Origin of the sequence: Alteromonas sp. D210916BOD_24 (genome assembly GCF_047159385.1) — a bacterium.
Taxonomy (GTDB): domain Bacteria; phylum Pseudomonadota; class Gammaproteobacteria; order Enterobacterales; family Alteromonadaceae; genus Alteromonas.
Genome location: NZ_AP038333.1, coordinates 1,902,491 through 1,921,807, shown reverse-complemented (window position 1 = coordinate 1,921,807; position 19,317 = coordinate 1,902,491). Strand labels below are relative to the sequence as shown.

18 protein-coding genes are annotated in these 19,317 nt (G+C 44.7%); 4 read left to right on the top strand and 14 right to left on the bottom strand.

The genetic code is table 11. The features are described from left to right. Nucleotides 1–61: 61 nt before the first annotated feature. The 6 genes from ACMCM8_RS08310 to cmoA all read right to left on the bottom strand — a co-directional run bounded on the left by ACMCM8_RS08310 (nt 62) and on the right by cmoA (nt 6,621). A complete protein-coding gene (locus ACMCM8_RS08310; protein WP_412727656.1) occupies nt 62–1,816 on the bottom strand; it encodes a sugar phosphorylase in 1,755 nt (584 codons plus the stop codon). 5 nt (nt 1,817–1,821) lie between these two features. Beyond that, on the bottom strand, nt 1,822–3,045 hold the full coding sequence (locus ACMCM8_RS08305; RefSeq protein WP_412727302.1) for a glycosyl transferase: 1,224 nt from the start codon (nt 3,043–3,045) through the stop codon (nt 1,822–1,824). Nucleotides 3,046–3,057: 12 nt separating this feature from the next. After that, a complete protein-coding gene (locus tag ACMCM8_RS08300) occupies nt 3,058–3,867 on the bottom strand; it encodes an HAD-IIB family hydrolase (RefSeq protein ID WP_412727300.1) in 810 nt (269 codons plus the stop codon). Then, nucleotides 3,864–4,736, bottom strand: coding sequence for a kinase (locus ACMCM8_RS08295; protein WP_412727298.1), 873 nt, complete (start codon nt 4,734–4,736; stop codon nt 3,864–3,866). The genes ACMCM8_RS08300 and ACMCM8_RS08295 overlap by 4 nt, the downstream gene beginning before the upstream one ends. A gap of 94 nt (nt 4,737–4,830) precedes the next feature. Continuing rightward, entirely contained in the window at nt 4,831–5,829 is a 999-nt protein-coding gene (cmoB, locus tag ACMCM8_RS08290) for a tRNA 5-methoxyuridine(34)/uridine 5-oxyacetic acid(34) synthase CmoB (RefSeq protein WP_412727296.1), read from the bottom strand. A gap of 60 nt (nt 5,830–5,889) precedes the next feature. Continuing rightward, nucleotides 5,890–6,621, bottom strand: a complete 732-nt coding sequence (gene cmoA / locus ACMCM8_RS08285; protein WP_412727294.1) for a carboxy-S-adenosyl-L-methionine synthase CmoA — start codon at nt 6,619–6,621, stop codon at nt 5,890–5,892. 173 nt (nt 6,622–6,794) lie between these two features. On the opposite strand from cmoA, the gene ACMCM8_RS08280 reads away from it, so the two are divergent. Next, the gene (locus ACMCM8_RS08280; RefSeq protein WP_412727292.1) at nt 6,795–7,430 is read left to right on the top strand and encodes a response regulator transcription factor; all 636 of its coding nucleotides are present in this window, start codon (nt 6,795–6,797) and stop codon (nt 7,428–7,430) included. A 128-nt stretch (nt 7,431–7,558) separates the two neighbouring features. Here the strand turns inward: ACMCM8_RS08280 and fadE are convergent, their stop codons facing one another. The 4 genes from fadE to purM all read right to left on the bottom strand — a co-directional run bounded on the left by fadE (nt 7,559) and on the right by purM (nt 12,749). Next, nucleotides 7,559–10,024 carry an acyl-CoA dehydrogenase FadE gene (gene fadE, locus ACMCM8_RS08275; RefSeq protein WP_412727290.1) on the bottom strand — a complete coding sequence of 822 codons (2,466 nt, stop codon included), beginning with the start codon at nt 10,022–10,024 and terminating at the stop codon, nt 7,559–7,561. 334 nt (nt 10,025–10,358) lie between these two features. Further along, the gene (locus tag ACMCM8_RS08270) at nt 10,359–11,102 is read right to left on the bottom strand and encodes a DUF3108 domain-containing protein (RefSeq protein WP_412727288.1); all 744 of its coding nucleotides are present in this window, start codon (nt 11,100–11,102) and stop codon (nt 10,359–10,361) included. Further along, on the bottom strand, nt 11,062–11,712 hold the full coding sequence (purN, locus tag ACMCM8_RS08265; RefSeq protein WP_412727286.1) for a phosphoribosylglycinamide formyltransferase: 651 nt from the start codon (nt 11,710–11,712) through the stop codon (nt 11,062–11,064). Before purN ends, ACMCM8_RS08270 begins: the two co-directional genes overlap by 41 nt. After that, nucleotides 11,709–12,749: a phosphoribosylformylglycinamidine cyclo-ligase gene (purM, locus tag ACMCM8_RS08260; RefSeq protein ID WP_412727284.1), complete on the bottom strand. Its 1,041-nt coding sequence runs from the start codon at nt 12,747–12,749 to the stop codon at nt 11,709–11,711. The genes purN and purM overlap by 4 nt, the downstream gene beginning before the upstream one ends. A gap of 271 nt (nt 12,750–13,020) precedes the next feature. Here purM and ACMCM8_RS08255 point away from each other — a divergent pair, with 271 nt between their 5' ends. Continuing rightward, entirely contained in the window at nt 13,021–14,442 is a 1,422-nt protein-coding gene (locus ACMCM8_RS08255; protein WP_412727282.1) for a DUF2066 domain-containing protein, read from the top strand. A 5-nt stretch (nt 14,443–14,447) separates the two neighbouring features. Continuing rightward, nucleotides 14,448–15,185 (top strand): DnaA regulatory inactivator Hda, encoded by a 738-nt coding sequence (gene hda / locus ACMCM8_RS08250; RefSeq protein WP_412727280.1) that lies wholly within the window; start codon nt 14,448–14,450, stop codon nt 15,183–15,185. 153 nt (nt 15,186–15,338) lie between these two features. Here hda and ACMCM8_RS08245 read toward each other — a convergent pair whose 3' ends face one another. The 3 genes from ACMCM8_RS08245 to arsC are packed head-to-tail and all read right to left on the bottom strand — an operon-like array spanning nt 15,339 to nt 16,721. After that, nucleotides 15,339–15,767 (bottom strand): DUF2069 domain-containing protein, encoded by a 429-nt coding sequence (locus ACMCM8_RS08245; protein ID WP_412727278.1) that lies wholly within the window; start codon nt 15,765–15,767, stop codon nt 15,339–15,341. A gap of 1 nt (nt 15,768) precedes the next feature. After that, nucleotides 15,769–16,368: an NAD(P)H:quinone oxidoreductase gene (wrbA, locus tag ACMCM8_RS08240; protein WP_412727276.1), complete on the bottom strand. Its 600-nt coding sequence runs from the start codon at nt 16,366–16,368 to the stop codon at nt 15,769–15,771. Then, entirely contained in the window at nt 16,368–16,721 is a 354-nt protein-coding gene (gene arsC, locus ACMCM8_RS08235; RefSeq protein ID WP_412727274.1) for an arsenate reductase (glutaredoxin), read from the bottom strand. The genes wrbA and arsC overlap by 1 nt, the downstream gene beginning before the upstream one ends. A 379-nt stretch (nt 16,722–17,100) precedes the next feature. Here arsC and ACMCM8_RS08230 point away from each other — a divergent pair, with 379 nt between their 5' ends. Further along, nucleotides 17,101–17,580 (top strand): TlpA family protein disulfide reductase, encoded by a 480-nt coding sequence (locus tag ACMCM8_RS08230; protein WP_412727272.1) that lies wholly within the window; start codon nt 17,101–17,103, stop codon nt 17,578–17,580. A gap of 17 nt (nt 17,581–17,597) precedes the next feature. Here the strand turns inward: ACMCM8_RS08230 and ACMCM8_RS08225 are convergent, their stop codons facing one another. After that, the gene (locus tag ACMCM8_RS08225; RefSeq protein ID WP_412727270.1) at nt 17,598–19,061 is read right to left on the bottom strand and encodes a beta-barrel assembly-enhancing protease; all 1,464 of its coding nucleotides are present in this window, start codon (nt 19,059–19,061) and stop codon (nt 17,598–17,600) included. Between the last annotated feature and the right edge of the window lie 256 nt (nt 19,062–19,317).

The window sequence follows — 19,317 nt, the reverse complement described above, 5'->3', positions numbered from 1 at the left end:
GCCGCAGTGTCCATTCCGCGGCTTTGCGTTGTGCGCTAGAACAGGTTAATGCCCCTTGAGTTTACTCAAAATCTTGATTGCTTATCCACAGTGTCTGGTAGGGAGACAACTGGATAAAACCACTGGAATGTAAAATCTCATCTCTGGATATTAAATCAATCCAGTTGTCTGTACCAATAAGGTTGATATCAGAGAGCAGAATAGTCTGGTCTTCATCTGAAATATTACTAATACTAAAAATACTTTGTTTTCTGTCTAAGCTTTGGCGCCAATAACCAAAAATTTGATTGCCTAATTGCAACGTGAACTGCGTAGCATTGGGATGAAAAGCGGGTTGCGCTTTGCGGATCCGAATTAACTGAGACAGACGAGTCAATACTTTGTGGTGCTGAGAGAAGGGCGAGTTTAACAGTGCCTCCAACTCGTCTAAGTCCCATCTGTGTCTATTAATACACCGGTTATGGCCAGAATATGCCACTTTTTCATAGTCGTTTGATGTGCCTAACAAGCTATGGATATAAATACCCGGGATCCCTTCCATTCCCAACATAATCGCATGGGCGCAAATAAAGCGGTCTACCTGATATTTATCGGGGCCTTTCACCGTACCTTGCAACGCGTCAAATAAGGTAATGTTAATTTCGTAGGGTTTTTGTTGACCGTGATCTGACGCGCGCCAGGATATTTTCCCCCCAAAGCTTTGCATGGTGTGAACCAAGTCAGAAATTTCCTCGTCGTCAAGCAAACCTTCTGCGGGACGCAGTCCAATACCGTCATGCGAAGCAATAAAATTAAAATATGCCGTACCATTTTGTGCCGGTGGCATGCTCATCATCCAACTTTTTAAGTATGTACAGTCACCAGTTACTAAGGTGTTTACTAACAGGGGAGGAAGCGAAAAATTGTAAATGGCATGGGCTTCGTTGGCGTTACCAAAATAGGTCAGGTTTTCCCGATTCGGAATGTTGGTTTCTGTAATGATAATAATTGAAGGATCAACGTGTTCAATGAGGGTGCGCAGTAATCGAATGACTTCGTGAGTTTGAAACAAGTTAATGCAGTTAGTGCCGACAATTTTCCACAGGAATGCCACTGCATCCAGGCGAAAAATTTTTGCGCCTTTGTCTAGGTACAACCGAATAATATCGACAAAGGCGAGCAATACCTTGGGATTTCTAAAATCAAAATCAACCTGATCGTGACTGAAGGTACACCAAACGTATTGGGTACCTTGTGCCGTTTCAGTTTCCCTTAATAGCGGTGACACCCGTGGGCGTGTCACCATGAATAAATCGTCTGAGGGCTCAGCAGTAAAGAAAAAGTCACTGCCGGGGCCTTCGCCACGAATAAAGTTGTCAAACCATGCACTACGTGCTGAACAATGATTAATCACCAGATCGGTCATTAGCCCATAGTCCTTAGCAATAGCTTCAATATCTTGCCATGATCCCAAGGCGTCATTAATAGTAGAGTAATCAATAACCGAGAAACCGTCATCAGAGCTATAGGGGAAAAAGGGCAGTATATGCACGTTGTTGATGGTGTTTTTACAGTATTTGTGTAAAAACTGGTAGAGCGTCACTAGCGGGCGCTCACCGTCTTTCATCACACTATCACCATAAGTGATCATTACAATGTCTTCTTCGTCCCAGTAGCTAAAATGCGGTTCGGGAACAACAATATCCGCCTCAGACTGGATACCAATAGCGTTCAACAATTGCGTGGCCAGCGAGTCATAAGACTCAGCCAGCGGCACGTCGGCATAAATGCTTTCAAGATGATGTTTTACTTTGTCATGGAGGACGTCCCACGTCATCATACTTACTCCATATATTCTGCTGTATCGGCTTCTACGGCTTCTAATAAACGCTCTAAGATATCAGGTACGGCACTGGTTACACGGTTCCAGCTCGGAATAAACGGTGTTTCCATAGGGTTTTCCAGAAAATTTTGTCCCGCCTTCATAATATTACTGGCAAACATTTCTACGGCTTTTTCTTCACTGTGAATGTCTAAATTCAGCCCATTCATTACCGCATCATTGTGATAAGTCTCAATAAAATCTAGCGCAATTCTGAAATAGGTGGCTTTAATCGAACGAAACATTTCATTACTGAAGGTATAACCCTGTGTCGCGAGTTTTCTAAATATGGCTTTGGTAATATCAATAGACATTTTAGATAAGCCACCTTGATCATTATTGAGGGATAAATCCTGATGCTTGTGATCGTAGATGTCGCAGATGTCAGCCTGACATAGGCGATTGTGAGAGTAATTGCGGTGCATTTCAGACAGTACGCCAATTTCCAATCCCCAGTCACTGGGAATACGGATGTCGTTGAGTACGTCTCGTCTAAATGAAAATTCACCTGCCAATGGATAGCGGAAACTGTCCATAAACTCCAGATATTCGTTGTCGCCCATAATCCGCTTTAGGGCACGCAACAAAGGTGTCACCAACAAGCGCGACACGCGGCCGTTAATTTTACCATTGGCTACACGAGCGTAATAACCTTTACAAAATTCATAGTTGAACATAGGGTTGGCAACAGGATAGATTAGCTTTGCCAGCAAATCTTTGTTGTATGTAACGATATCGCAATCGTGCAATGCCACTGACTCTGCGCGATTAGAGGCTAACACATACCCCATGCAGTACCACACGTTGCGGCCTTTACCCATTTCTTTCGGTGCTAATCCTTGGGCTTGTAATTCTTCATCCAATGCTTTGAGGCGAGGTCCATCGTTCCATAGAATGCGGTGGTGTTGTGGGAGTTTGCCAAAAAACGATAACGCGTGCTTGTATTGGGCTTCGTTTGCTCTGTCCAGGCCGATGACGATTTCCGATAGATAAGGTACTTCGGTCAACTCATCAACGATATGCGGAAGGGCATCGCCTTCTAACTCAGAAAACAGTGAGGGCAGAATAAGTGCCATCGGGCGTTTTTGCGAGAATTGAAGTAATTCAGCTTCAAGCTCTTCGGTAGGACGACGAGCCAAGTTATGTAACGTAGTAACCACACCATTTTGATAAAAATCAGCCATGTGTCCTCCTGACTATAAAGATAATAATTGCGTTAGCATTTCATTCCAGCCTTGAGGGCCGGGTAGGGTGCTGGTGTAAACCTCTTCTTTTTTGACAACGGGTGGAGGATTTACCGGTGAAAGTATTCGTATCGGGACGTGCGCCGCTTCTAACATTGCCACGTCATTCTTGCCGTCGCCTAAGGCAATTGTTCTTACCTTAGTCGCGTGTTGTTTCTGGTATTCACTGGCCAGCCACTTCAGTGCTTGCCCTTTGTCACAGTTACCGGATATGTGTATAAAGCGGCCTCCTTCGAGCGGAAAAGCGCCGCGCTCTTTAACCGCCTTTAGAAAGCGTTGTTTTTCGGTTTGATCACCAAGCCATAACACAGGTTCGCCAAACTGGCGTTTTGCGGCAAGGGAGGCCGATTGTTCATCTAACCCAGTGCATTCCTGTATTTCCTCAATCGACATTTTGGAAAACTGTTTGAACTTGCCGTCAAATTCACTGCCAATTTTATCTAATAGTTTAATCCAGTAATTTTTATTGGAAATGAACGCTTTGCACCAATAACCATCTATCCACACGGTACCACTGGGTTTTTGTTTAAAGAAACCATGGGGAATAAAAATGGCTGCGCCATTTTCAATAATAAATGGGCCATCTAAGCCGATTGACTCCCGCAGTGGCTGCAGTTCTGCAAACGTTTTACTGGTGGTGGGAATAATGGGTATAGTTTTCTTTTCCAATGCCGTTAAAGCCGGTTTCGCCGCCTCAAATGAGTAGGTATGGTGGTCCAACAGCGTGCCGTCCATATCGGTGAAAACGAGCGTTTTCGTCATTTACTTACATCCTGTTTTATAATGTTTCGGTGATGATCCAATGTAAAAACGGTGTCACATGCATCAGGTAATGTACGAAGCGCATGTTCAGTAATTCGCTGGTAGTGTTGCACAAAGTTTGCCACTTCTTCATCACTCATAATTCCTGTACGGTCAATGTGCGACAGCAAAGCCAACTTGTGTTCTTGTTCTAAACGCCATTGATAAACGCAGTCAAACGAGGGCGCTTTTAGCATTACCTGATAGTCTATCTTTTGGAACAGTGTCTGGTAATCTCCTGCTAATTCAGTATTGACGAAAGAACGCCAAATACCAAGCGGGTCCTCTACCTCTTCTAAGTGATTAATAGGTGGTTTAACTTCGTGGCTAGCTTGAGGAGACACACCGACACACCAGCCCTCTAAAATAATAAAATCGGGCTGATGCGAAATGACGGGCCATTGTACTTTTGGCCAAGGGTTGTCAGTGGCTTTGTTAAATCGAGGAAGACTGGTTAGCTGGCCTGTTTCAAGTTGTCGAAACGTATTGAGCGCTAGGGGAATGTCGTGGGTACCTGGCACACCGCGCGTAATAAGGAGTGGATGAACTTTAATTGCCAGTGCACGGCGAGCTGATTGATCTAAATAGAAATCGTCTATGGATAAAGAAACCACAGATTTCTGATAAACCGAACTAAGGTACGCTTCCAGAAAGCTGGTCAGTGTGGATTTTCCCGAGCCTTGGCAGCCATTTATACCGACAATTAAAGGCGTGCTTGCACCTTTTTGGTGCTCAAGTAACCGCTCTGCTAATGGCGTGAACCATTTTTGTGCAATTTCTGCATAGCTACTTGGTAATTGATGTGTTGCTAAAAAGCCATCTATGTCCATGTTGTTACCCTAATCAATGCAGAATACATACACTCTCGCAGACTAGGGTTACAACATTTATGCCAAAATAGAAAGAATCGGCATATCGCCTATGTTACTTTTTGTTTGCCACAATCACGGCTCGTTGTGGTGCAGGGTAACCCTCAATAGTGCGAGTAATATCTTCTGGATCGAGAAAATCTTTCAAAGATTGTGTTTCCATCCAGGAAGTCGAACGTTGTTCGTCCAAGGTTGTATGATTTACATCTACAACGCGAATATGTTCAAAACCAAGGCGAGCTAGCCACACGGTTAGTGCTGCTGTGCTTGGCAAAAACCACACGTTACGCATTTGCGCGTAGCGTTCGCCTGCCATCAACACGGTATTTTCATCACCGTCTACGACCAATGTTTCCAGTATAAGCTCTCCACCCTTACGCAGTTGATCTTTAAGCTGGGTTAAAAAAGCCATGGGGTCTTTGCGATGGTACAGCACACCCATGGAAAACACCGTGTCAAAGGCCTTTAGAGGTTGCATGTCTTCGATGCCCATAGGGAGGAAGTGTATGTTTTCACGGGCGATCTGTGGGTGATGAGCAAAGTGTTTAATCGCTTGAAATTGAATGAGAAAAAGCTGGGTAGGATCTATACCAATTACGCGATTGGCCTCTTCGCCAAGCATGCGCCACATGTGATAACCGCTACCACAACCTACATCAAGTACATTGCGGCCTTTTAGCGGCGTGATATGGGGCACGACGCGATCCCATTTCCAATCTGAGCGCCACTCTGTGTCGATGTGAATACCGTGTATGTCAAAAGGCCCCTTTCGCCAGGGCATAAATTGCTTTAACAACCCTTCAATTTGCTTTTGAGTATAGTCGTTGACATTCTGTTCGCTGCCCAAAGTGACAGCGTGTTTTAATGAAAATTGATCAACTTCAGTGGTGGGGAGTTTACTGAGCAACCGACACCACTTGTCAAATTCACCGTGCTTGCCATGTCTTTGCCACTCATCCATTAATGCTGGAAGGGTCTGAAGCCAGTGGGAAAGGGGACTGTCTAACAAAGACTTGTAACAGTCGGTTAGCCATGTTTGTTCAAGTTTACTCATTCTGTTCTCAGTATTTCGGGCTTTAAATGAATAGCACCTTTAAATTTTTCTATTTTAACGTCAGGGTTTTATCGCGACCATCGACGTGAAGTTATAGCACTTGTACCACATGACTACATCTTCAAACCCGGCTGTTTTCAATCTGGTTTCGTGCTCTGCAAACGTATCCGTTAGCATGACCTTTTCAAGCGCAGCACGTTTTTGGCTTACTTCAAGTTCACTATAGCCATTGTCACGTTTGAACTGATGATGTAAATCAATCAGCAGTTCATTGCCTTGTACCGTTGGATGTCGAATTTTTTCAGACAGAACCAAAATGCCACCAGGATTGAGACCTTGGTAAATCTTCGCTAAAAGTGTTGCTCTGTCAGCAGGTGGAATAAATTGAAGGGTAAAATTCATCACCACCATGGACGCATTTTCGATACGCACATCTTGCGCCATCCCTTGTTCGATATGAATGGGATTTGGCAAGGTAAAAGCTTGTACCACTCGTTTGCATCGTTCGACCATGGCGAGTGAACTGTCAACGCCAATAATCTTACATGTTTTGTCTTGGGTAGCACGCGCAATTGATAAACTGGCAGCACCTAAGGAACAACCCAAGTCATATACGTTAGAGTTCGAGGTAACGACGCTTTTTGCTAATTCGCCTATGGTGTGAATAATGGTTTCATAGCCAGGCACCGAGCGCTGGATCATGTCGGGAAAAACATCGACTACCGACTCGTCAAAGGTAAAGTCGGCAACTTTGTCGAGAGGGGATGCATAGATATTGTCGTGTTTATTCACAATCAGCCTTCAGTTTAATTAAATCGGCGCAATTTTACCGTTTGATTTAAAAATGCCAATCAAAAACGCTAAATTTGTCACTATTTCAGTGAATTTCTTTACAAAGGGGCTTTTCGTCCCTAACCGAAAGTATTAATCTATACGTACATTATAATAAGGAAGCAGTAACGCTAATGACAAGAATTCTAGTAGCAGACGATCACCCATTGTTTCGCGAAGCATTGAGCGGCGCGTTAGAACCTTACTTTGACAATGCACAAATACTTGAGGCGGGAAGCCTAGATGCTGCAGTGGAAAAACTTAACGAATTCGATAACGTTGAACTGGTTCTTCTCGACTTGAATATGCCAGGCGGCGAACATTTCAATGGACTTATTACAATGCGTGAGCAATTTCCTAATATTCCAGTTGGGGTGATTTCAGGTAGCGATAGTGTTGAAGTGGTAGCTCAGGTGATGAGCCTTGGTGCACAAGGGTTTATTCCAAAAGTGTCAGCTACTCGAGAAATGGCGCAGGCAATTGTCGACATGATTGCAGGTAAACGCTGGTTGCCTGAAGGCATGGAAGACGAACTTGAAAAAGTAGACGATGAATTGAAATTGCTTTTACAGCGCTTCCGCGAATTAACACCTAAGCAAATTCAAGTGTTGTCCTATTTACGTGCGGGGCTGATGAACAAACAAATCGCGCATGAAATGAACGTAACAGAGGCCACCATAAAAGCGCATATTAGTGCTATTTTACGCAAGTTAGAAATTAACACGCGTACTCAGGCGGTATTGCTGATGGACAAATTGCAGCTTAATTAATCTGCAGCGAAGCACAAAAAAAACGGAGTTTAGCTAACTCCGTTTTTTTTATGCTTTTTGTCTGGTGTAGGGGTAAAAAAAAGGTCGCTCATATTGGCGACCTTTTTTAATTAGCTTAGTAAAACGTGTTACGCTGCTTTACCACCGCGTTTTTTCGCGGGTTTAGTCGACGAGTTTACTTTTGCGATAAGCTCTTCGTGATCAAAATCATCCACGTTGATAGTACGTAGGCGACCCGCTTCGGTTTGCTTCAATAGTGTTGCTTCATCTTCATTGATCACACCTTCTGCAAGTGCCTCATCTGCAAGTGTGTCCAAGTTGGTGAAAGGCAGTTTTGCCTTCTTGTGCTTACAGATGCGTTCGAAAATAGGCTCACTTGCTAGTACATCATCAAGCGTTTGCTCTAAATCGCCCATTAAACTACCATCTTCACGCGTGAGGTATTGACCATAGCCAAGACGGCTGCGCGATGAACACGGAGTTTGCAACATTTGCGCAATGGCATGCTCTGTCTTATCCGAAGGTTTCGCAACGCGACGACCAAATGGAATAACCAATGCACGCATGACGCCAGCTATCGCTTTATTAGGGAAGTTCGCTAAAAAGTCATCGATAGCGGTTTCAATATCGTGCAGGGTGGTTTGCATTGCCCAATGCAATAATGGCAAGTCTTCTTTTAAGCGACCTTCTTCGTCAAAGCGTTTTAGGGTAGTACTACCTAAGTACAAGCCACTTAAAATGTCGCCCAAGCGAGCAGATAAACGTTCGCGACGCTTGAGATCACCGCCTAACACACCCATGGATACGTCGGTAAGTAAGGCCAGATTTGCACTGTAACCCTGCATGAGTTTGTAGTAGCGCGCGGTCTCATCGCTAAACGGAGCACTACTAAATGCGCCATTTGTTAATGAGAACCAAATGCTGCGTACGGTATTGGCTACGGCAAAACCAATGTGACCAAAGACCGCTTTATCAAATGCCTGAAGGGCTTCTTTTCTGTCTTCAATAGAGGCTGCTTGAATTTCTTTTAACACGTAGGGATGACAACGCATGGCACCTTGGCCGAAAATCATCATGTTACGGGTCAGAATATTCGCGCCTTCTACGGTAATAGAAACCGGCACACCTTGATAGCCGCGACCTAGATAATTATTTGGCCCAAGCATAACGCCTTTACCGCCGTGTACATCCATAGCATCATTGATTACCTGACGCATTTTTTCGGTCAGGTGATATTTACAAATTGCCGAGATAACGGAAGGCTTTTCCCCTAAATCCACACCCACTGTTGAAAAGCGCGTGACGCCGTCCATTAGGTAAGCGTTACCGCCAATACGGGCGAGCATTTCTTCTACCCCTTCCATGTGCCCAACCGGCATACGGAATTGACGACGAATACGTGCATACGCGCCTGTAGCTAACGATACTGATTTAGCGCCACCAGCTGCTGACGAGGGCAGAGTAATACAGCGTCCCACTGAAAGACATTCCACCAGCATACGCCAACCACGTCCGGCCATTGAAGGGCCACCGATGATGTAGTCAATAGGCACAAAGATATCTTCGCCTTTTAGCGGCCCGTTTTGGAACGGCGTATTTAACGGGAAGTGACGACGGCCAATCTCCAATCCTTTGGTATCGCGAGGAATAAGCGCACAGGTAATGCCTGGCTCTTTGTTATCGCCGAGTAATCCATCAGGGTCTTGGAGTTTAAATGCAAGGCCGATAACGGTAGCAACAGGGGCAAGGGTAATGTAACGCTTGTTAAACGTAAGACGCATACCCAGCACTTCTTCGCCATTGAATTCACCTTTACACACAACACCTACATCGGGAATTGCACCGGCATCTGAACCAGCTTCAGGGCCAGTCAGTGCAAAACAGGGAATTTCTTCACCAGCGGCAAGGCGAGGTAAATAGTGATCTTGTTGTTCTTTAGTACCATAGTGCTGAAGCAGTTCACCCGGGCCTAATGAGTTTGGTACACCGACTGTACTGGACAGAACCGCACTTACCCCCGCCAGCTTTTGTAAAACACGGGATTGAGCATAAGCAGAGAATTCCAAACCGCCGTATTGTTTTTTGATGATCATGGCAAAGAATTTGTGTTCTTTGAGGTACTGCCAGATCTCAGGTGGTAGGTCGGCATCTTTGTGGTTAATTTGCCATTCATCTACCATTGAGCACACAGTGTCACAAGGACCGTCAAGAAACGCTTGTTCTTCCGCTGTTAAGCGACCTTTTGGAATACGGTGCAACTTGTCCCAATCAGGCTTGCCACTAAAAATGTCACCATCCCACCATACTGTGCCTGCATCAATAGCTTCTTGTTCAGTACTGGACATTTCGGGCATAACTTTGCGATAAAACGCCAGCAGTTTTGTAGAAATGTGTTGCTGTCTGATATTTGTTAATGTGAATGGCAATGTTACAGCCAAATAGATTATCCAACCTAAGAGGCCGATATCACCGAAAAGGGTGCCCAGAATCATGACACCCGCGCCCATGGCGACGGCTGTCACCAAGCTGGTGCGTTGATAACTAGCTATTGCCAGTGTCAATAGCACCAGTAAAAACCAAATAAAATCTGCCATACTTCTCTCCTGAGAGGCGTTGAATGTTACACAGGTCGATGCTCTTTTGAGTAATATCCGAGGCGAAAAAGCACGGATTTTTGAGGTCTGACCAGCATGGTGTAAACCTATTATTTAATAACCCAAAGATCAAGATTTTTACATGAATATTCTACTAGAAACAGCGTCAATAATAAGTGTAAGTATAGTTATAAAACTTAGAATGACTTTGCTTTACATCATATAAATCTGAATAAAGGTAAAGGAAGACAGATGAGGAGCAATTTAGGTGAGTCCCGTTAAGCGCTCGCAATGCATGTAAATAACAAATTACGAGCGCGCTACAGGATTGATACTACAGCGTTTTAAACGATTTAAGTTTAATGTCGCCTTGTTCGTCACCGTCTTTAAATTGTTGTAATCGCACAAGGGCGTAATTTAAGGAAGGGGCAAACCACGCGAACGTTTCTCTTTTATTCGAGTCTCGGATCAGTTTTACTTTAACCGCTGCTAACTCACCATAAGGCAGGGAAAGTACTTCTTCATTTACGACTTCTACACCGTAGTGGCGAAGCTGACCACGGTAATTGACAAAGTCATATTCCAGCGAGGTTTTACCTTGTGCCAGTTGTTTGGCCAAATCTAATCGATAGATTTGATTATCAAATTCGCCGTTCCACTTGAAGGTATCGCCATTTTCAACCGTAATTTTCCCTTCGCCTTGTTGACTGAACGTCACTTTTAACGCTTTGTCAGGGCCAGTTCCAGAACGACTGTAGTAATATTGATAGGGCACTACCGAGGAATCTTCTATACGAAAAATAGAATGCTCGCTACGCTTATCTGACAAGAAAAACTTAGACACTTTTGAGGTGTAAAGTAATGAATATTGATTTTCTCCAAGCTGGGAGAGCTCAATATTTGCCTCGCCAACGTCATCTCCCCACTTATAGGCAGTGTAACTTGCCGCATAAGGTTGCAGGGGAACTGAAGAATCGCCACTATCTTGTGCACTCACACTTATTGATAATGCGAAAAGTCCACAAACGGCTAACTGCTTAATCGCTGGCATAGCCTGATTCCGGAAGTTCATGCTCATCTAAAACTGCCTTATTGTTGCGCATCACTAAACGGCCATCACAATACCACGACAGTACCAGTGGGTAGATTCGACGTTCCTGCTCCTGAACCCGCTCGGCAAGTTCGCTTGGGGTGTCATCTTCAAAGACGGGGACGCGGCTTTGAATAATCACCGGACCACCGTCTAATTCAGGCGTGACAAAATGTACACTGACGCCGTGTTCTGAGTCGCCATTGTCGATAGCGCGCTGATGCGTATTTAACCCTTTGTACTTAGGCAACAGAGAAGGGTGAATGTTCATTAATTTTCCGGAAAAACTATTCACAAACTCTGGGGTCAATATACGCATGAACCCAGCAAGAACTACACCCTCAGCGCCAAATTCATCGATTTGCAACTTGAGCGCTTTATCGTAGGTATCTCGATCGTCGTATTGGGTGTGATCCAAACAGACTGCAGGAATTCCTGCTGCCTTCGCGCGCTCCAGCCCATAAGCCTGAGGGCGATTACTAATAACACCACAAACTTCAGCGTTTAACCGCTTCGCTGCAATCTCATCGATAATGGCTTGTAGGTTACTGCCATTACCGGAAATTAACACGCATAGCTTTTTAACTGGCTTGCTCATGGGTTTATTTCTACTTGCGCTTCGCCATCTTTGGCTGCAATTTCACCAATCACCCAGGCGTCTTCACCTTGAGCGCTAAGTATGCGAAGGGCGTTATCCACGTCTTGATCATCCACCACAATCACCAGACCCACACCGCAGTTAAAGGTGCGGTACATTTCATGACGTGTTACGTTGCCGTGCTCTTGAAGCCAAGCAAAGATAGCTGGCCATTGCCACGTGCTCTCGTCGATGACAACTTTTGCATCTTCAGGCAATACACGAGGGATATTTTCCCAGAAGCCACCACCAGTGATGTGTGAAATAGCACTGACCTCTACTTCTTCCAGAAGTGCCAATACCGATTTTACATAAATTCGGGTGGGAGCCAGTAAATGGTCAATAATTGGCTTGTCGTTAAGGTTAGCATTAACGTCTGCACCGCTGACTTCAATAATTTTGCGGACCAGAGAGTAGCCATTTGAATGTGGGCCAGAAGAGCCCAGCGCAATCAACTTTTGCCCCGGTTTTACATTGGTGCCGTCGATAACTTTATCAGCTTCCACTACACCTACACAGAAACCCGCAATGTCGTAATCACCGTCGTGATACATTCCTGGCATTTCAGCAGTTTCACCACCTATTAATGCACAGCCTGCTTGTTCACAGCCTGCACCAATACCGGTAACAACAGACGCAGCCACATCCACGTCAAGCTTGCCAGTGGCGTAGTAATCTAAGAAAAACAAGGGTTCGGCCCCTTGCACAATAAGATCATTTACACACATGGCGACTAGATCGATACCGACACCGTCATGGCGGTTGGCATCCATGGCAACCCGAAGTTTTGTACCCACACCGTCAGTTCCAGACACCAGTAGCGGTTTTTTATATTTAGTGGGAAGTTCGCACAATGCACCAAATCCCCCCAAGTTACCTTTCACTTCTGGTCGGTGGGTTCTTTTGGTAACTGATTTAATACGTTCAACAAGTTGATTTCCTGCGTCGATATCTACGCCTGCATCTTTGTAACTTAAAGAAGTTTTATTTTCGCTCACGGTTGGGCCCTGGAACTAAGAGGTAGAAAAACGCGGATTCTACCAGTTAGTGGCCACAAGTCCAATTTGTCACCACTATTTTGTAGGCTTTTTTCTTTTTCAAGCGTAACAAAATTGGGGAAGCAATAATCTTTTTCATTTTATGGATGAAATTAGCCCCAATATAAAAGACAATGGTCACCAAGTGCTTGGCCGTCGATACAAAATGTGTATTTTTCGTGTAAATACTACAAAAGGTAAGGAATAAGGTTTAACAAACTATGGAATTTCAATGTTAACGGCAGCTAACAACAGCACACAACAAAGTTCGTTGAGTAGGGTAAAGGCTATGCGTCTTTTGGGTATTGTTTTCACTGTTTTACTTACTGGTACTACAGCGTCATATGCGGCACAGCGTGTTGTGACAAATGAAGCGCGTATTGAGGTAGAAAACCAGAGTCAGGCTACACAACGGGAAGCGTTGAAAAAAGCACTTCGACAGGTTTTTGTCAAAATGTCAGGGAGTACTGCGGTACTTGATAATCCCGGCGTTCGCGCTGCTTTAAGTACTCCGCAAAGCCTTCTTCGTTCATATCGCTTCGATTATGATAACGGTACTACTTACTATATAGCCGATTTTGATCAGGTTAAGCTAACCGATTTACTGCAACGAGAAATGCTGCCACTGTGGGGAGACAGAAGGCCAGAGACTATTGTATGGCTGGCACAGGAAAGCGCTGATCGTTCACGTTTTCTGTTAGATGAATCTCAGCCTAGTTCATTGGCTGATGCATTGCGCCAAACTGCTGTAGAAAGAGGGCTACCCCTTAGTTTGCCTTTAATGGATCTTACCGATAATACCAGTATTTCAACCTATGATGTGTGGGGGCGCTTCGTAGAGCCGCTTCGAAAGGCATCCATTCGCTATGGTATTGATAATATTATTGGGGCTCGGGTGTACCGCAACGATCCTACCGCTATTCCTGAATTTTCGGATAATCCTGTAGCATCAGGTACGATAGAAAGCCTTGATGACGTTATTGGTAACGATAGCGATATCAGTCAGTCCTATGCGAAGGACACTCAGGCGCAAAGGCCTGATGCAGACTCGTCTCATTTCGATTCGATGGCAAATGACGTTGTACAAGTTGATGGGATAAGTTCATCCGAACAGCCTTCTTCACAAACCCGTGACATGGATGAAATGAGCCATGTGGAGTCGGTGCAGGCAACCTCGGTTGTTATGCCTTTCACTATGGACGAATTCGCCGATCATGCTAAACGCGCAGATGAAGGCGATTACGCGCTGGATTGGGTATTTATTGGTGGCGGAAAAGTCAGTCATGGCAGCATTTATGCTGATTCGCCAGAGGCAGTTGCTACTCAACTAGTTGACGCCTATTCCAACTATTTGTCTTCGCTGTACGCTGTGGTAGGTAGTCACGTATCAGAACGAGAAACCCTGACTATATCGGTGGCGAACATTGGCACAATTGAAAGTTACGCCAGTGCGACGGCATACTTAAATAGTCTTAGTGTTATTGAAGACGCCAGCTTAATCCAGCAATCAGGCACTGTCGCGACGTTTGCGCTTTCTCTGCTGGGTACTAAAGATGACTTTTTAACTAGTTTGCGTTTAGAAACGAAATTGCGCACTGTCACTGATGCTCAGGGACAATCTGTGCAAGGCTACACCTTTTATTGGAATGACTAAGGCCTATGCAGTTGCCGTTACCCGTTACGCTCCCCATTGATGAAAACTTTGACAGTTTCGTTGATATAGGTAATGAGGAAGTGGTAGCGGTGCTAGAAAGTATTGTTGCCGCTTTACCGAGCTGGCGCCAGGACGAGGCATTAGGTCATCTGGCTTCGCTTAAGCTACCTCTAGTTACCTTACTGGGAGTATCGGCTACAGGGAAAAGTCATTTACTGTTTGCCACTTGTCATCAATTGGCCACTCGTAATGTAAGCCACCTTTATCTCAACATGAATAATTACCAGGCCTGGTCACATCATATCTTGGATGGCCTAGAAGACCTGTCCTTGATCGCCTTGGATAATATCCATGCCATCGCAGGGGATGCCAGGTGGGAAGAGGCGCTATTTGATTTATTTAATCGCGTGATTGAAACTCAGCAGGCGCTCATTGTGTGTACCAGTCAATTAGGACCTTCTAATCCTGCCTTTACACTGCCTGATTTGCGTTCAAGATTAGCGTGGGGGGTTATCTATCACGTTAATCAATTAGATGAAGCAGGTCGGGAAGAGGCAGTGAGGTTGAGGGCGAACGAAAGGGGACTTAAGCTTTCAAATCAGGCGCTGCAATTTTTGCTGCATCACAGCGAACGGGATTTGAAAAGCTTAATGGCACTTCTGGCGCGGCTTGATACTCGTTCCTTACAGGAACAAAAACGGTTGTCGGTAGCCATGGTTAAGCGTGAGTTGGGGTTAATTTGAAATAGATCTGTATGCCAGGTCTGGCGCTTATTTGGCATAGCCATTTTTGCGGTTCATGCTGTGCCTGAAATCGCCCTTTGAGAAAACTCGTGACGATTTAACAAAGGCTCACAGGAAACGACAAGCCTGTTGAATAAGACAACAGGCTTCAGACTATTGATTACTGTTATCCCCTTCAAATAACGCTTTTTCGTCTTTCATTTCTTCTTTAAGTTTGCGTAAGCCCAACCCTAGCTCTCTGCCACGCTTTCGGGCAAAAGCACTACAACCAACAAACATACCGGTACACAACAGAATTTCTATAAATGCATAGACGCGTTCTTCCGGCACGGCATATGCCACCGTACAGCCGTGTATTAAATAGAATAACACGACAAAGTTGGCCCACGCATGTGTATAAGGCTTACCTTTTAATACGCCCCAGTATGGCAAAAGCAGTGGCAATACATAAAACAGGCTAATAAATAGCGGTGAGTACGTGTGGGCTTTGACAAAAGTAAATTGCCACAATGTTATCCATACAATTAGTAAGGTATGGCTGACTAATGCGAGATAGCGAAAAAAACGCGTATCTGGTGCCATTTTAATTCTCCGATGAATCTTGTTGATTAAGTTTTAGTGCAAGTTTTGCCAAACGCTTACCTTGTGCAATACACAGTAATTTCTCGTCTTCACTCAATTGATGCGGCGCAGGGAGGCTGGGATGCGCTACATGGGTTACACCGTATGGGCTGCCGCCACTAAGTGTGTTGTGAAGAGCGGGCTCACTGTATGGTAAGCCACATATGACCATGCCGTGGTGGATAAGGGGTAACATCATACTGAGTAAGGTCGACTCTTGTCCGCCATGCATGGATGACGAGGAGGTAAAGACGCAGGCCGGCTTGTCGATAAGTGCGCCTTTGATCCATTGACCACTGGTCGAGTCAATAAAATGCTTCATTGGGGCTGCCATATTCCCAAAACGCGTGGGACTACCTAACGCTAATGCACTGCATTGTTCAAGCTCTTTCATGGTGACCACAGGGACAGTGTCATTGGTTTGGTTTTCGGTGTCGTTGAGACTTGCCACCGTACGCAATATTACAGGTACATTTAGCGCGCTGATCCCCTGAGCAATGGCGTCAGCCAGTCGTTTGGTACTGCCGTGACGGCTGTAATATAAAACGAGGACAGGCGCCACTATAGAATTTCCAGTACCGCTTCAGGAGGTCTGCCAATCCGCGCATTATCACCGTGAATTACAATGGGGCGCTCCAGCAATTTAGGCGTAGTGGCCATCGCTTCAAACAAGGCTTCGTCAGTGATATTGGTATCACTGAGGTTAGCGGCCTTATATTCGTCTTCTTTCGTACGCATCATGTCGCGCACCGAATCAATATTCAGTTTTGTATAAATGTCTTTCAATGCGTCGATAGTCAGTGGTGTCTTTAAATATTCAATCACAACTGGCTGGATCCCTTTTTCTTCCAGTAGCGCTAAGGTTTGTCTACTCTTTGAGCATCGTGGGTTATGTATGATAGAAATTGATGTCATGTCGCGTCCCGCATTGATATTGCATTGCAGTGTTTATTGCCCGGTAAATTTACACTGTAATGTTTGATTTAATAATATGTCATCTGTGCAGCTTACAGCTTAATTCGTTGCTCATTTAAATTCGTTTTAGCGGGGGTAATGGTTTACAAGCCGCCAGTTACTTCAAAAGAACAAAAAATGCCCTGCAAAAATGCACACCTTATCGTTTCATCAGAGTATACCTTCATTGGACTTGCGTATAAATGTTTAGTGTAGAGGGGATATTCTAAATGGTTGTAAATACGTCGGAATATCGCGTGTTTAAAACGGTATTTTTGTATTGCATATTCTGGCAGTATGACATGGAAAAACGTTAACCAATGGGCAAAGTGGTAGGGTAATGAGAAATAAAATAGGCATCGTTTTAGTGGCTGTGTGTGCTTGTATAGCAGGTTGGATGTTTTACCAAAATACCCGTGTAGATTTTCAAACTCTCGACGGTGAAACTTATATGTGGAAAGCGTTTGAAGGGCAGTGGACTGTGATTAATTATTTTGCGCCATGGTGTGCTCCGTGTTTGCGGGAAATGCCAGAGCTAAATAGCTTAAGTCAAAACTTACCCGCTAACACCCGTCTATTTGCCATTAATTACGACCACAAGACAGTCGCTGAACTCAGAGCAATGGCGCAACAGTTTACTATCGAGGTGCCGTTAATTGTAGCCGACGAAAAGACCCGATTACCGATGAAAAAACCGCCTTATCTACCGGCTACCTTCATTGTAGGGCCGTCAGGTGAAGTCGTCGATACCATAATGGGCGAAGTGACCGCCGATGGCATTCGCCAGCGATTAAGCGCAATGCAAAACATCGACGAATAAGGTTTTACATTATTTCACTATAAACGCTGTAGGCGCTCTTCTTGATCTCTAAACTGTTTGATGCGCGCTCTGATCCGCTGTTTTTCCAGATGGTCATCACCGGCGAAATTATAGGCGTATTGCAATTCGTCCACAGCACGGTTGTACGCGCCATATAATGCATAGACTTCCGCTTTGCTTTGATGCATTTGAGAAAAGCGTTTTGCTTTTTGAAAGGCTTCACTCATTAATTGGTGTGCAATTTGATAGTCTTTTTTCACTAATAAAAAGTCTTTCAATAGCGAAATGGCTTCATCGTATTTTTGTGCGCTGATGTACGCGTTGGCTTGGTTAAGCGCCAATACTTGATTTCTTGGGTTATGCGTAACGTGAGGTTGTAACATTTCGATTGCTTTGAGGGCTTGCCCCTGCGCAAGGTAAATGTCGGTCATTGCATCGAGATAAAATAAATTACTGCTATCGCCAGTGAGTAATTCATCCATAATTGTTTGTGCTTGTTGGATTTTCTCAGCACGCATATAGGCCAGTGCCAAGCCATACTGGTTAGCTTCTGCACTGCGTTGCACAGACTGTTTCACTGCCGCTTCAAAATACTCAATAGCATAACCGCTGTCGAAAGAATATCGTGCCATTATTCGAGCCTTGGCTAATTCAAATTGCTTATTTATTGGTAAAAAACGACGGGGATAATCATCGGCCCGGCTACGGGCATCAGCAATACGAGTTTCAGTTAGCGGGTGGGTAAGTAAACGAGCTGGCGGACGCGACACCATGCGGTATTCTTCTGCCATGGTCGAAAAGAACGTAGCCGCTGCTTTCGGGTCAAACCCGGCGCGCGCCAACATGGTAATACCAATGCGGTCAGCTTCCTGTTCATTTGAGCGGGTATAGTCAATTTGCATTTGTGCAGACGCAGCTGAACCCGCTTGTATCGCAGCGATACCCGCTTCTGGGTTCGCCATAGCAATTAACAAACCACCAATCATAGACGCTAACGCCAAGGGCGATGAACGTTGTTGTGCTTGCATACGGCGGGCAATATGGCGCTGCGTCACGTGGGATATTTCGTGAGCCAACACCGAAGCTAATTCACTTTCGTTATCAGCTCTTCGCATAAGTCCGGTGTGAACCCCAATGTGACCACCAAAAAAAGCGAAAGCATTGATGGCATCATTGTTTACCCAGAAAAACTCAAATGGAAATTTTGCATTTTCGGCATGTACTACCAGCCGATTTCCCAGGTCTTGTAAGTATTCATCAAGCACGGGGTCAGAAATTAACGGACTTTGGCCACGCATCTGTCGCATAACGGCATCGCCTACCAGCATCTCCTTATCAAGGGAAATTGCGTCTGAAGCTACGACACCGATTTCTGGCAGCGCATTTTTATTACTGTACTTGGCATCCTGTGCAACAACCGCTAGGCTCGTGGTGAGCGAAAAAGAGAGGGCAACCAGATATGCTGAAATCTTATTTATCATGAACCTACGTTTTGTGAACATGTGACATTAATTAACTACTTAGAGCACTAAATGGTTAAACAGTTTCAAATTTTGTCAATACTTTTACCTATAATGCCGTACTCAACACCTATATGCTACCTATGCGCGGATAGATGTCATTGAGTAGGGGATAATTCGTTACAATACAATACCTTTTTATAAACGTCATACCAGTTTGAATTTATCATATAGTTGGCCCCTGCGTATTGCTAATCAATAGTGCTATCAACTATGA

Bases quoted from the DNA above. Each gene is read 5' to 3' on its own strand.
- ACMCM8_RS08310 (WP_412727656.1), bottom strand. From the start codon at position 1,816: ATGACGTGGGACGTCCTCCATGACAAAGTAAAACATCATCTTGAAAGC.
- ACMCM8_RS08305 (WP_412727302.1), bottom strand. From the start codon at position 3,045: ATGGCTGATTTTTATCAAAATGGTGTGGTTACTACGTTACATAACTTG.
- ACMCM8_RS08300 (WP_412727300.1), bottom strand. From the start codon at position 3,867: ATGACGAAAACGCTCGTTTTCACCGATATGGACGGCACGCTGTTGGAC.
- ACMCM8_RS08295 (WP_412727298.1), bottom strand. From the start codon at position 4,736: ATGGACATAGATGGCTTTTTAGCAACACATCAATTACCAAGTAGCTAT.
- cmoB (WP_412727296.1), bottom strand. From the start codon at position 5,829: ATGAGTAAACTTGAACAAACATGGCTAACCGACTGTTACAAGTCTTTG.
- ACMCM8_RS08280 (WP_412727292.1), top strand. From the start codon at position 6,795: ATGACAAGAATTCTAGTAGCAGACGATCACCCATTGTTTCGCGAAGCA.
- fadE (WP_412727290.1), bottom strand. From the start codon at position 10,024: ATGGCAGATTTTATTTGGTTTTTACTGGTGCTATTGACACTGGCAATA.
- ACMCM8_RS08270 (WP_412727288.1), bottom strand. From the start codon at position 11,102: ATGAGCATGAACTTCCGGAATCAGGCTATGCCAGCGATTAAGCAGTTA.
- purN (WP_412727286.1), bottom strand. From the start codon at position 11,712: ATGAGCAAGCCAGTTAAAAAGCTATGCGTGTTAATTTCCGGTAATGGC.
- ACMCM8_RS08255 (WP_412727282.1), top strand. From the start codon at position 13,021: ATGTTAACGGCAGCTAACAACAGCACACAACAAAGTTCGTTGAGTAGG.
- hda (WP_412727280.1), top strand. From the start codon at position 14,448: ATGCAGTTGCCGTTACCCGTTACGCTCCCCATTGATGAAAACTTTGAC.
- ACMCM8_RS08245 (WP_412727278.1), bottom strand. From the start codon at position 15,767: ATGGCACCAGATACGCGTTTTTTTCGCTATCTCGCATTAGTCAGCCAT.
- arsC (WP_412727274.1), bottom strand. From the start codon at position 16,721: ATGACATCAATTTCTATCATACATAACCCACGATGCTCAAAGAGTAGA.
- ACMCM8_RS08230 (WP_412727272.1), top strand. From the start codon at position 17,101: ATGAGAAATAAAATAGGCATCGTTTTAGTGGCTGTGTGTGCTTGTATA.
- ACMCM8_RS08225 (WP_412727270.1), bottom strand. From the start codon at position 19,061: ATGATAAATAAGATTTCAGCATATCTGGTTGCCCTCTCTTTTTCGCTC.